Here is a 12,423-nt window from a genome sequence, read left to right on the forward strand (position 1 = left end):
CCTCACCCCGGCGGGCGGAGCATCGACCACATCCGCGGCCCATCGCGGCCGATCCGCCATTCGCCAGTCACCGCGAAGCCCGCGCTGGCGTAGAAGCCGAGGTTCCGTTCGGTCGCGGTCTCCAGATAACAGGGCAACCGCCCGGCGACCCGCTCCAGCCCCGCCGTCAGCGCCTTGCGCCCCAGCCCCCTGCCCTGCGCCGCCGGATCGCAGCCGGCGATGTGCAGATACCAAAAGTCCCCCGCCGGCATATGCGCGTCGATCGCAGCGCTCACCGCCAGCGCACGGCGCAGATTGGGGCCGAGCGCATGGAGGAGCGGCAGCGCATGGCGCAGCATCTCGCCCCAGCCGACATGCGCGCGGCCGGGACCACGCCACAACGTCGCCGCCTCGCCACCGTCGCTGACCAGCCGCATGCCGGCGCGGCCGTCGCTGTCGTAGAGCAATGCGAACAACCGCGGCAGCCGCCGGGCGCGCTCGACAGGGTCGGGGAAGATGTAGCCGAACGCCGGATCGTCCTGAAACGCCCGCGCCAGCATCGCCGCGACCGATCCGCGATTCGCGGCGGTCGCCAGCCGCATCGGTGATCGCTCGATCAGGGGATCACCGTCGTGAACAGGTAGGCGGCGAAGATGACGAGATGGACGACGCCCTGCAGGATCGTCGTGCGCCCGGTGCCGAGCGAGATCGTCGTCACGAACAACGACAGCGCGAGCAGCGTCATCGCCTTCGCGCCGATGCCGAGCGCCAGCGGCAGGCCGAGCACGAGGCTGACGATCGCGACCGCCGGAATGGTCAGCCCGATCGTCGCCAGCGCCGACCCCAAAGCCAGGTTGAGGCTGGTCTGCAGCCGGTCGCGGCGCGCGGCATTGTAAGCCGCGAGGCTCTCGGGCGCGAGCACCAGCGCCGCGATCACCACGCCGACGATGGCGAGCGGCAGGCCGGCAGCGAGGATCGCTTCCTCGACGGTGACCGACAGCCCCTTGGCGAGCATCACGACGACGACCAGCGCGAGCAGCAATACGCCGAACGCATTCCACGCGGTACGGTCGGTCGGCGGTGCGGCGTGCTCCTCCGGCTCGACATCGCCGGCGGGCAGGAAATAGTCGCGATGGCGCACCGTCTGCACCAGCACGAACGTGCCGTAGAGGACGAGGCTGACGATCGCGACGAAGATCAGCTGCGACGGCGCATAGGTCGGGCCGGCAGCGCTGGTCGTGTAATTGGGCAGGATCAGCGACAGTACGACCAAAGCGGCAAGCGTCGCCAGCGCGGCGCTGATGCCGCGCAGCGTGAAGCGTTGCTCGCCGTGGCGGATACCACCGGTCAGCAGGCAGAGCCCGATGATGAAGTTGAGGATAATCATGATCGCCGCGAACACGGTGTCGCGCGCCAGCGCGGCGACGTCGCCCGACCCGGACAGCATCAGCGACACGATCAGCGACACTTCGATCACCGTCACCGCGACCGCGAGCACCAGCGTCCCGAACGGCTCGCCGACACGGTGCGCGACGACCTCTGCCTGATGGACCGCGGCGACCACCGAGCCGATCAGGACGATCGTCGCGACGATCGTGCCGATCGTCCCCATCGTATAGACCGACGCCAGCACGGTGGGCACGCCGATCACCGGAAACAGGATCGACCATAAGGGCAGCCCCATCCAGCCCTTTGCCGCATGGGGGGTGTTTCCTTCGTCGGTCACTACAGTCACGCCGGCTCCCCGAAAGTCGTTACGCCCACGCCAATGCTTCGCCGCGACGAAAGGTCCGTCGCGGCGGCGAAGCATTGGCCCGTGACGATCAGCAGCGCGGGGAACAGGTTCGGCGCGTCACCGAGCCTGGGCGGCCTTGGCATGAGCCGGGCGATCGAACGCATGCTCGCGATAGCGACCGTCCTTCTCGACCCAGTGCAAGAACAGATGCGCCGACCAGCTGTTCGGATTGGCATCGAGCCGGCCATGCCGATGATGCGTGCCCTGGTACAGCACGCCGTCGCCCGGCTGCATCGCGATCGAGGCGTAGCGCTGCGTGCCGAAATCGTCCGCGACGACCGGCTGCGGTATCTCCGTGCGCTCGGTCGCCACCGACAGCGCCCACGGTCGTCCGTCACCATAGGCGATCGTCAGCGACAGGCTGTGCTCGCACGCCTGCCGATCGGAATGGACGCGGCAGACGTCGCCCTGCTGATAGGCGCGGAAATAGGCATAGGTCGGCAGCAGCTCACGCCCGACGACCTCCGCCACCCGCGGCGTCAGGCCCCACAGGAACGTCAGCATGGGCGCATATTGAAAGGCATAGACTTCGATCGCCGGTTGCCGCAGCAACGGCCCGCGCGCGGTGAAGCTTTGCAGCGGTCGACCCGCGGCCTGCAGGTCGGCCTGCATCATCTGGTAGAAGGCGAGCAGCACCTCGGGCACGAATAATCCGGGCAACCCGACATGCCCGTCACGGTAATAGGCATCCGATAAGGTCATGGTCCGGCTCGCATATCGTCGAAACCACCCGCTCTATCCCGCCGGCCGCACCTGCGCCAGATGCGGATCGGATCAATGGCCGGTGACGATCAGCAGCGCGGGGAACAGGTTCTGGAGGATGTGGACCAATGCGACGACTACGACCGCCGGCCAGAAGCCGCGCGGGCGCCAGGTGACGTAGAGCGTCGAGAAGATCAGGAAGGGCCACCAGATCACCGCGCCCCATAATGGCGTCGCGAGGCTGTGCAGCACGCCCCAGATCGCGGCGCTGGCGATGACCGCCTGCCAGCCGGCAACGAAACGCAGCAGCACCGCGAGGATCGCCGCCATCAGCAGCGTTTCGACGATGGGACTGAACAGCGCGACGAGCACCAGCTTTACCGGTGCGGAGACGTCGCCGAGGTCGGGCCCGGGCGCCGCGGGCGCGAGATGCGCGAGGACGAAGCCGAGGAGCGTGCTGCCGGTGATCGTCAGCAGCCAGCCGACGACGATCGCCAGCCATGCTTGGCGGTCGCGGAACAGCAGGTCGGGCAGGATCGCGAGCGGTCCCCTGCCCGCACGCCAGCCAAGGCTGGCGTCACCGGATGCATGGTCGGGCGATCGCAAGCGGCGGTCACGGTTCACGATAATGACGCCTTAATGCGGTGAAATGTTCGAGCGTGCGCGGGTTCTTAGCCTGAAGGTCCAGGATATAGAGCGCCGTCGTGTCGTAGACATAGGTGATATTACCCCGCAGCGTCTGGGCGACGATGCGTTCGTCGAGTTCGCCTTCGGTCACGCCGACCGCGATGAATTCGAAATAGTTGAGCAGATAGCGCAAGCCCTGCAACGCCTTGCGATCGTTTTCGTCAGGCGACGCGGCAAGGTGATCGACCAGCGCGCTGGTAACATGATGATGCTCGCGGCGGATGGTGTTGAAAGCGGTCAGCGCATCGTTGAACGCCGGCTGCGCAAAGCGCGCCGCGACGACGTCCATTGTCAATTTCGACCGGGCAGTGCGATGCGTGATCCAGCCCGATACGCCCCAGCCGATCGCGGCGACGCCGATCGCGCAAAACCCCGCCATCGCGCCGACGATCGGATAGGTCTGGGCGTTCGCCAGATCGATCCAGCGCGCCAGCACGACCGCTGCCGCGAATGCCAGCGCTCCGAACGTCGTCGCGAAGGCGATGCCGATCCAGATCGGATTCTTGATCCTGATACGGAAATAGCGCTTGGCCGCCGACCGTCGTCGGATGACGACGGTCAGCGCATCGTCGGCCATGCGACGATAGGCGCTCTGATCGATCGCATCGACCGTATAGGTCGAAAAGACCGCCTCCGCCCGTCCCTGCAGGATACCGTGGCAGATCGATCGTTGGACCGCCCATTCGTGATACATCGCCCCGCCCCTTCACGAAAAAGGGGCGGCCATGACGACCGCCCCTATCTGCTTTTCGTGATCCAGAGATCAGCCGCCGGGAACGTCTTCCTTGCGGGGCTTCGTCGCGATCCGGTTCGCTATCGACACCATTGATCTCCTCTAAAACGTCGCAGACTTACACCACGACAACCCCTAACGGTCAATGAATATCCCGGTAACAGCTTCATCAGGCGGCAGCGCCGGCGCCGTCCTTCTTCTTTTCGGCATAGACGCGGATCGGTTCCTTGCGACCCTCGATCACGTCCTTGTCGATCATCACCTCGTCGACGCCGTCCATGCCGGGCAGGTCGAACATCGTGTCGAGCAGGATGCCCTCCAGGATCGAGCGCAGGCCGCGTGCACCGGTCTTGCGTTCGATGCCCTTCTTGGCGACCGCGACCAGCGCGTCGTCGGTGAAGCCGAGGTCGACCTCCTCCATCTCGAACAGCTTCTGGTATTGCTTGACCAGCGCGTTCTTCGGCTCTTTCAGGATTTTGACCAAAGCATCGACGTCGAGGTCCTCGAGCGTCGCGATCACCGGCAGGCGGCCGACGAATTCGGGGATCAGGCCGAACTTGAGCAGGTCCTCCGGCTCGGTCTGGCGCAGCATCTCGCCGGTTCGACGCTCTTCCGGCGCGGCGACATAGGCGCCGAAGCCGATCGACTTGCCCTGCAGGCGGTCGCCGATGATCTTCTCGAGGCCACTGAACGCGCCGCCGCAGATGAACAGGATGTTGGTCGTGTCGACCTGCAGGAATTCCTGCTGGGGATGCTTGCGCCCGCCCTGCGGCGGCACGCTGGCGGTGGTGCCTTCCATCAGCTTGAGCAGCGCCTGCTGGACGCCCTCGCCCGATACGTCGCGCGTGATCGACGGATTTTCCGCCTTGCGGCTGATCTTGTCGATCTCGTCGATGTAGACGATGCCGCGCTGCGCACGCTCGACGTTATAGTCGGACGCCTGGAGCAGCTTGAGGATGATGTTCTCGACATCCTCGCCGACGTAACCCGCCTCGGTCAGCGTCGTCGCGTCGGCCATGGTGAACGGCACGTCGAGGATGCGCGCCAGCGTCTGCGCGAGCAGCGTCTTGCCGCAGCCGGTCGGGCCGACGAGCAGGATGTTCGACTTGCTGAGTTCGACGTCGGCACCCTTGGCGCCGTGGTTCAGGCGCTTGTAATGGTTGTGCACCGCGACCGACAGGACGCGCTTGGCGCGCTTCTGACCGATGACGTAATCGTCGAGGACGTCGCAGATCTCCTGCGGCGTGGGCACGCCGCCGTCCTTCTTGCTGACCAGCGCCGACTTCGTCTCCTCGCGGATGATGTCGTTGCACAGCTCGACGCATTCGTCGCAGATGAACACGGTCGGCCCTGCGATGAGCTTGCGGACCTCGTGCTGCGACTTGCCGCAGAACGAGCAGTAGAGGGTGCTCTTCGAGTCGCCACCGCTCAGTTTCGTCATTCAAACTTCCTTGTCGCGGAGGTCATCCCCGCTGGTGAGGCCGGGCATCGTAACCCGGCCAGTACACAAACCACAACGGCCAAACGTCCCTAACGAAGAACGGCTTAACGCGGTGCGGCTTCCGCCGTTGTCTCGTCCAACGTCACACGCCAGACGGATCCGGTTTCCCGATATACATCCTTTACCGCCATGACTTTCATCTCAAGAGCGGCACCGTTGACGTTGACTTCGACGAGGTCACCCTTGCTGGGCATGTCACCCCGTCGGCGGGAATGCACCCGCCTTTCGCCTTCAGCATTTTGGATCAGCAACTCGTAATCCATGATCCGTCTCCTTACGCCGCTTTGGCCATGTCCTCGGTCGGCGCCGGACGCTTGTCGAACACCTCGTCGACCAGGCCGAAGTCCTTGGCTTCGTTGGCTTCCAGGAACGTGTCGCGATCCATGCGGCGCTCGATCTCCTCGATCGGCTGGCCGGTGTACTGCGCGTAGAGCTGGTTCATCCGTGCGCGGATGCGCAGGATTTCCTTCGCCTGGATCTCGATGTCGGATGCCATGCCCTGCGCGCCGCCCGACGGCTGGTGGATCATGATCCGCGCGTTGGTGAGCGCGACGCGCATGCCCGGCTCGCCCGATGCCAGCAGGAAGCTGCCCATCGACGCCGCCTGACCGATGCACACCGTGCCGACGCGCGGACGGATGTACTGCATCGTGTCGTGGATCGCCATGCCCGCCGTGACGACGCCGCCCGGCGAGTTGATGTACATGAAGATGTCCTTCTTCGGGTTCTCGGACTCGAGGAAGAGCAGCTGCGCGGTGATGAGGCTGGCCATGCCGTCCTCGACGCCGCCGGTGACGAAGATGATCCGCTCGCGCAGCAGGCGGCTGAAGATGTCGAACGAGCGCTCGCCGCGGTTCGACTGTTCGATGACGATCGGCACTAGACCGGCCTGCGTCTGGGTCAGGCCAAGGCCGGCATGCGCGATCGGGCTCATGAAGTCGCCGGTCTCGAACGGATTGTGCATGAAAATCTCTCTATATGCCCCGAAGAGCGCCAACATCGGCGCTAAGGCGGGGGAGTTCAAGCCCCGGCGGACGGGGCGGGATGTGCCAGATAGGCAAGCCTGCGCACCTCGCGCCGGCCGCGCACCACCGTGTCGAGGATCAGCCCGGCGAAGACGCACAGCGCGGCGATAATCATCAGCCCGGTGATGAGCACCGCGGTCGGGAAGCGCGGCACCAGATGCGTGTGCATATAGGTGATGGCCAGCGGCACGCTGAGTGCGACGCCGATGGCGGCGAACAGCGCACCGATGAGGCCGAAGAACAGCAGCGGCCGTTCGATCCGGTACAGCGTCAGGATCGTGCTGAGGATGCGCCAGCCGTCGCCATAGGTGCTGAGCTTCGACGCCGATCCTTCGGGCCGCGCATAATAAGGTGTTTCGACCTCGGCGCAGGGCATCTTGAGTTCGAGCGCGTGGACGCTGATCTCGGTCTCGATCTCGAACCCCGAGGACAGCGACGGGAAGCTCTTGACGAAGCGGCGCGAGAAGACGCGATAGCCCGACAGGATATCCGTGAAGCTGCGCCCGAACAGGCGCGCGAGCATGCCGGTGAGCAGCGCATTGCCGAAACGATGCCCGCGACGGTAGCTTTCCTGCGCCTGGCTGACGCGGGCGCCGACGATCATGTCGCATTGTTCGCCGAGCAGGCGGGCGACCAGCGCGGGGGCGGAAGCGGCGTCATAGGTCGCATCGCCATCCGCCATCACATAGACGTCGGCGTCGATGTCGGCGAACATCCGGCGGACGACGTTGCCCTTGCCCTGGATCCGCTCGCTGCGGACGACGGCGCCGGCTTCGCGCGCGACCGCGATCGTCGCGTCGGTGGAATTGTTGTCGTAGACGTAGATCGTCGCATCCGGCAGCGCGGCGCGGAAACCGGCGACGGTCTGCGCGATCGCCGCGGCTTCGTTGTAGCAGGGCAGCAGGACTGCGATCGTCGGTTGCGTCACGCCTCGTCCCTTATGCGCCGGCTCGATGCCCCAGATACCCCCACCCCGGACTCGTTCCGGGGTCCACTCGTCCGCAAGCGCGACGCTCGTGCCTCATGTCCCGGGGGTGCCGCACGGTGGACCCCGGAACAAGTCCGGGGTGACGAAAGGGGGGAGGAGGCCCCAGCCTCCTCCCCCCGATCGGATCAACCCTCGGTCTTTACCGGTGCCTTCTTCGCGCGCGGCTTCTTGGCGGGCGCGTCGGCGGCTTCGGTGCCCTCCGCCGCCTCGGCCGCGACCGGCGACGATTCGGTCACCGCGGTTTCGGCCTCGACCGGAGCGGCGGCCTTTTTGGCGCGCGGCTTCTTGGCGGGCGCCTCGGCACCGGCGTCCTCGGCCGGCGTCTCGGTCGCGGCATTGTCGCCCTCGGCGACCGGCTTCTTGGCGGCTGCCTTCTTCGGCTTGGCCTCGCCCGAAGCCTTCTTGCCCTTCGGCTTGTGGTTGTCGTGATCGTGGGTGTGCGTGCCGGTCGCGAAGCCGTCCTCGCTCTCGATCGCGGCTTCCAGCTCCTCGCGGGTCGCGTCGCGGTCGGTCACGTCGGCCTTGTCGAACAGGAAGTCGACGACCTTGTCCTCGTATAGCGGCGCGCGCAGCTGGGCGGCGGCCATCGGCTCCTGCTGGATGTACTGGATGAAGCGCTGCTGGTCCTCGCCGCGATACTGCTGCGCGGCCTGCGCGATCAGGCGGTTCATCTCCTGCTGGCTGACTTCGACGCCGTTCGCCTGGCCGATCTCCGACAGCAACAGGCCCAGGCGCACGCGGCGCTCGGCGATCTTGCGGTAATCGTCGCGCTCGGCTTCCATCTCGGCGAGCGCCGCGGCGGGGTCTTCCTCGTGCGTCGCTTCATGCTCCAGCTGCTGCCAGATCTGCGCGAATTCGGCCTCGACCATCGACGGCGGCACTTCGAAATCGTGACCCTCGGCGAGCTGGTCGAGCAGCTTGCGCTTCATGTGCGTGCGGGTGAGTCCGTTATGCTCCTGCTCGATCTGCCCCTTGATGAGGCCGCGCAGCTGCTCGAGGCTCTCGAGGCCGAGGTTCTTGGCGAGATCCTCGTCGATCTTGCTCTCGCCGGCGACCTGGATCTTCTTGACGGTGATGTCGAACGTCGCGGCCTGGCCGGCGAGTTCCTTGGCGCCGTAATCCTCGGGGAAGGTGACGTTGAGCGTCTTTTCCTCGCCCAGCTTCACGCCGACCAGCTGGTCCTCGAAGCCCGGGATCAGGCGACCCGAGCCGAGCTCGACCGCCATGTCGCTGCCGGTGCCGCCGTCGAACGCGACGCCGTCACTGGTCTTGCCGACGAAGTCGACGGTGACGAGGTCGCCCATCTCCGCCGTCTTGTCGTCGGCGTCGTCCCACTTCTTCGACTGGTCGGCGAACTTCTGCAGCTGTTCGTCGACCGCCTCGTCGGCGACCGGCACGGTCAGCCGCTCGAGCTTCAGCGCGTCGATCGCGGGCGCCGGCACGGTCGGGAGCACTTCGAGCTCGACGGTGACCGCGGCGTCCTTGCCGGGCGCGTAATCGTCGTTGAGCGCGACCGAGGGCTGCATCGCCGGGCGCAGGCCCTGGTCGGCGAGCAGCTGCTGCACGCCCTGCTGGATCGCGCTGTTGAGTGCGTCGGCGGCGAGCGCCTCGCCATGCATCTTGCGGACGAGGTTCACCGGCACCTTGCCGGGGCGGAAGCCGGGCATCTTCACCTGCGGCGCGACGCGCTTCACTTCGGCATCGACCTTGGCGTCGATGTCTTTTGCCGTGATGGTCAGCGTGTAGGCGCGCTTCAGGCCCTCGTTCAACGTCTCGACAGTCTGCATATCCGGCCTTCAATCTTGAGAAATTCGACGAAAATTCTTTAAGGCTGCCGCCCCGCGCTTCGAGCGGCGGGACTGGTGCGGGCGAAGGGACTCGAACCCCCACATCTTGCGATGGCAGGACCTAAACCTGCTGCGTCTACCAATTCCGCCACGCCCGCATGAGACCCGCCGTTGGGCGCGCGTCTATACCAGCGTGGCGCGCGCAGGCAAGCGTCGAGGCAACCCGCCGGCATCCGGGACGTTGGAGGCCATGAAGGAGAGACCGATCATGGCGACCCAGCCCCCAGCCGAAACCCCCGCCCCAGACCCCCAGCCGGTGCAGCCCGACAGCCCGCCGCCCGAGGTGACGACGCCCGCGCCCGACGTCGACGTCCCCTCGCCCGGCATCCCGGCGAGTGATCCCGGCACCGCGCAACCGGCGGAGATCTGACATGGCCGATCCCGAGACGACGATCGACGCCGAGCGCGAGGACGAGCGCAGCGACATCGAACAGGCGGTCGAGGCGCGCTCCGACGCCGTCGCCCGCGGCGAGGGTGGGAAGGAGCCGTCGCGCTTCACCGACACGGGCCAGTTCGACGGCAACAGCGGCACCGGCGGCGAGGTGAAGAACCAAGATCTCGACCAGCAATGACGGTTTGATCCGTTGCGTTTTGAATGGGCGGTCCTTTCGGGGGCCGCCTTTTTTGTTCGCGCGGAGGCGCGGAGAACGCAGAGGCGCCTTTGACGGGCACCGCCGGCCGTTCCCGTTCGTGCTGAGCCTGCCGAAGCACAGGTGAAAGGGAGGACGCCGAGGCGCCTTAGACGGGCCCCGCCCTCTCCCCGTTCGTGCTGAGCCTGTCGAAGCACAGGTGAGTCTCAGGCCCTTCGACAGGCTCAGGGCGAACGGAGGGGGTTGGGTCGAGGCTCGCAAGCATGACCGGTATCCCTGCGGCTACCCCCTTCGCCTTCGCCGGGGTGGGAAAGGACCTACTTAACCCGCCGTGCCGTCAGGATCGTCACCCGGTTCACCGGCACCTCGCCCTTGAACGACCCACGCAGCGTCGCGGTCGGCGACACCGGCGCGTCGAAGACCTTCAGGATCGTGTCCTGCCCCTCGACGACATGGCCGAACGCGGCGTAGCCCAGATTGTCGCCCGGCTTGCTCGGGTCCGCGTCCAGCGCGGGCTGGTCGCCGACGCTGATCGTGAATTCGCCGCGCGCGGTGCCCGGCGCGAAGCGCGCGGTCGAGACGGTGAAGTCGGTATGGCGGATGCCGGTCTGCGTCGTCGGCTCATGCTTGATCGGTGGCAGGATCCGCTTGGCCTCGCCATCGGGCCCGAACTGCACGAAGCCGAAATGGTCGGCGACCTTTACCGCGCGATAGAAGGTGACGCCGTCGAGCCGCTTGCCGTCGACGTATTTGAGGAAATTGCCCGCGCTGATCGGGGCGCGTTTGGTGTCCGCCTCGATCACGAACCGCCCCGCGGTCGTCTCGAACGCAACGCGCGGCAAAGGTGCCGGTGCACCCGCCTGCTGCGCGATTACCGGCGCGGCAACGAGGAAGGCGGTCGTCAGACCCAGCATCAATCGCGTCACCGGCACTCTCCCGTCATCCGAGCTATGGGCAGGTCGTAGCCCCCAATACCCCGTCACCCCGGACTTGTTCCGGGGTCCACCGTTCCGCGAGACCAACGCTCTCGGCGCATGCGGCACTGTGGATGCCGGAACGAGTCCGGCATGACGAAGCGAGTGGGGCGAATGTCGCGCCCCAAGCGAGCGGATCAGGCCAGCGCCTTCTTGAGCAGTTCGTTCACCACCGCGGGATTGGCCTTGCCGCCCATCGCCTTCATCGTCTGGCCGACGAAATAGCCGAACAGCGTTTCCTTGCCGCCGCGATATTGCGCCAGCTGGTTGGGGCTCCGGGCGATCACCTCGGCGATCACCGCCAGAATCGCGCCGGTGTCGCTGGTCTGCTTCAAACCCCGATCCTCGACGATCCTGGCGGGCGCGTCGCCCGTCTCCAGCATCACCTCGAACACCTGCTTGGCGAGGCTGCCCGACAGCGTGCCGTCCGCGACCAGCGCGAGCAGTTCCGCCGCCTGCGATGGCGACACCGGCGACGTGGCGATATCGCGCCCGGTGCGGTTGAGCGCGCCGAACAGCTCCGACGTCGTCCAGTTCGCTGCCGCGACCGGCTTGGCGCCCGCCTCCAGCAGCGCGTCGAACCAGCGCGCTGCCTCGACCTCGGCGGTCAGCACGTCCGCCTGATAGGCCGAGATGCCGAGCCCCTCGTACCGCTTGCGCTTGGCATCGGGCAGTTCGGGCAGGCTCGCGCGGCAGTCGGCGAGGAACGCCTCCTCCAGTTCGAGCGGCAGCAGGTCGGGATCGGGGAAATAGCGGTAATCGTGCGCGTCTTCCTTGGAGCGCATCGAGCGGGTGGTGCCGCTCTCGACGTTGAACAGCCGCGTCTCCTGGACGATGCGGCCGCCGTCCTCGATCACCTCGACCTGGCGCTTCGCCTCATATTCGATCGCGGCCATGACGAAACGCACCGAATTGACGTTCTTCGTCTCGGTGCGCGTGCCGAGTTCGTCGCCGACCTTGCGCACGCTGACGTTGACGTCGGCGCGCATCGAGCCCTCTTCCATATTGCCGTCGCACGAGCCGACATACCTCAGGATCGCGCGCAGCTTCCTCAGATAAGCTCCTGCTTCGGCGGGGGAACGCATGTCGGGCCGGCTGACGATCTCCATCAGCGCGACGCCCGACCGGTTGAGGTCGACATAGGAGCGCGTCGGATGCTGGTCGTGCATCAGCTTGCCGGCGTCCTGCTCGACGTGGATGCGCTCGACGCCGATCGTCTTGGTCGCATCGGGGTTCCTGTCGTCGGGACTGATCTCGATCGCGCCCTCGCCGACCAGCGGATGGTACAGCTGGCTGATCTGATAGCCCTGCGGCAGATCGGCGTAGAAATAATTCTTGCGATCGAACCGCGACCAGCGGTTGATCGTGGCGTCGATCGCCATGCCGGTGCGCACCGCCTGGCGGATACACTCCATGTTGGGCACCGGCAGCATGCCCGGCATCGCCGCGTCGACGAGGCTGACCTGCGTGTTCGGCTCCGCCCCGAACGCGGTCGCCGCGCCCGAGAAGAGCTTGGCGTTCGAGGTGACCTGCGCATGGACCTCGAGGCCGATCACGACCTCCCACTCGCCGGTGGCGCCCTGGATACGATAGTCGCTCATC

The 12,423-nt window shown here is 66.4% G+C and carries 14 protein-coding genes and 1 tRNA gene; 2 read left to right on the forward strand and 13 right to left on the reverse strand.

The genetic code is table 11. The features are described from left to right. Positions 1 to 2 precede the first annotated feature (2 nt). From M9979_RS06395 to M9979_RS06445, 11 genes are all read right to left on the reverse strand, one after another. The gene (locus M9979_RS06395) at positions 3 to 581 is read right to left on the reverse strand and encodes a GNAT family N-acetyltransferase (protein ID WP_254288502.1); all 579 of its coding nucleotides are present in this window, start codon (positions 579 to 581) and stop codon (positions 3 to 5) included. A gap of 14 nt (positions 582 to 595) precedes the next feature. Further along, positions 596 to 1,714 carry a calcium:cation antiporter gene (locus M9979_RS06400; RefSeq protein WP_254288503.1) on the reverse strand — a complete coding sequence of 373 codons (1,119 nt, stop codon included), beginning with the start codon at positions 1,712 to 1,714 and terminating at the stop codon, positions 596 to 598. A 117-nt stretch (positions 1,715 to 1,831) separates the two neighbouring features. After that, complete coding sequence (locus M9979_RS06405; RefSeq protein WP_254288504.1) at positions 1,832 to 2,476, reverse strand: hypothetical protein; 645 nt, start codon at positions 2,474 to 2,476, stop codon at positions 1,832 to 1,834. A gap of 72 nt (positions 2,477 to 2,548) precedes the next feature. After that, positions 2,549 to 3,100 carry a CPBP family intramembrane glutamic endopeptidase gene (locus M9979_RS06410; protein WP_254288505.1) on the reverse strand — a complete coding sequence of 184 codons (552 nt, stop codon included), beginning with the start codon at positions 3,098 to 3,100 and terminating at the stop codon, positions 2,549 to 2,551. Next, positions 3,090 to 3,857 carry a DUF4760 domain-containing protein gene (locus M9979_RS06415; RefSeq protein WP_254288506.1) on the reverse strand — a complete coding sequence of 256 codons (768 nt, stop codon included), beginning with the start codon at positions 3,855 to 3,857 and terminating at the stop codon, positions 3,090 to 3,092. Before M9979_RS06415 ends, M9979_RS06410 begins: the two co-directional genes overlap by 11 nt. 208 nt (positions 3,858 to 4,065) lie before the next feature. Beyond that, on the reverse strand, positions 4,066 to 5,337 hold the full coding sequence (clpX, locus tag M9979_RS06420) for an ATP-dependent Clp protease ATP-binding subunit ClpX (protein ID WP_254288507.1): 1,272 nt from the start codon (positions 5,335 to 5,337) through the stop codon (positions 4,066 to 4,068). 104 nt (positions 5,338 to 5,441) lie between these two features. After that, complete coding sequence (locus M9979_RS06425; protein WP_254288508.1) at positions 5,442 to 5,660, reverse strand: hypothetical protein; 219 nt, start codon at positions 5,658 to 5,660, stop codon at positions 5,442 to 5,444. Positions 5,661 to 5,671: 11 nt separating this feature from the next. Beyond that, positions 5,672 to 6,361, reverse strand: a complete 690-nt coding sequence (locus M9979_RS06430) for an ATP-dependent Clp protease proteolytic subunit (protein ID WP_277998426.1) — start codon at positions 6,359 to 6,361, stop codon at positions 5,672 to 5,674. A 56-nt stretch (positions 6,362 to 6,417) separates the two neighbouring features. Next, entirely contained in the window at positions 6,418 to 7,350 is a 933-nt protein-coding gene (locus tag M9979_RS06435) for a glycosyltransferase family 2 protein (protein WP_254288509.1), read from the reverse strand. A gap of 185 nt (positions 7,351 to 7,535) precedes the next feature. Further along, the gene (tig, locus tag M9979_RS06440) at positions 7,536 to 9,197 is read right to left on the reverse strand and encodes a trigger factor (protein ID WP_254288510.1); all 1,662 of its coding nucleotides are present in this window, start codon (positions 9,195 to 9,197) and stop codon (positions 7,536 to 7,538) included. A 73-nt stretch (positions 9,198 to 9,270) separates the two neighbouring features. Further along, positions 9,271 to 9,355, reverse strand: a tRNA-Leu gene (locus tag M9979_RS06445). Positions 9,356 to 9,465: 110 nt separating this feature from the next. Between M9979_RS06445 and M9979_RS06450 the strand changes: the two genes are divergently transcribed. Together M9979_RS06450 and M9979_RS06455 are read left to right on the forward strand one after the other, a co-directional pair. Further along, the gene (locus M9979_RS06450; RefSeq protein ID WP_254288511.1) at positions 9,466 to 9,627 is read left to right on the forward strand and encodes a hypothetical protein; all 162 of its coding nucleotides are present in this window, start codon (positions 9,466 to 9,468) and stop codon (positions 9,625 to 9,627) included. 1 nt (position 9,628) lies between these two features. Further along, entirely contained in the window at positions 9,629 to 9,829 is a 201-nt protein-coding gene (locus M9979_RS06455) for a hypothetical protein (protein ID WP_254288512.1), read from the forward strand. 335 nt (positions 9,830 to 10,164) lie between these two features. Here M9979_RS06455 and M9979_RS06460 read toward each other — a convergent pair whose 3' ends face one another. Both M9979_RS06460 and gatB read right to left on the reverse strand, forming a co-directional pair. Beyond that, entirely contained in the window at positions 10,165 to 10,761 is a 597-nt protein-coding gene (locus M9979_RS06460) for a peptidylprolyl isomerase (protein ID WP_422921688.1), read from the reverse strand. 197 nt (positions 10,762 to 10,958) lie between these two features. After that, positions 10,959 to 12,422: an Asp-tRNA(Asn)/Glu-tRNA(Gln) amidotransferase subunit GatB gene (gatB, locus tag M9979_RS06465; RefSeq protein WP_254288514.1), complete on the reverse strand. Its 1,464-nt coding sequence runs from the start codon at positions 12,420 to 12,422 to the stop codon at positions 10,959 to 10,961. Position 12,423 lies beyond the last annotated feature (1 nt).

The sequence above is a fragment of the Sphingomonas liriopis genome (genome assembly GCF_024211255.1).
Taxonomy (GTDB): domain Bacteria; phylum Pseudomonadota; class Alphaproteobacteria; order Sphingomonadales; family Sphingomonadaceae; genus Sphingomonas; species Sphingomonas liriopis.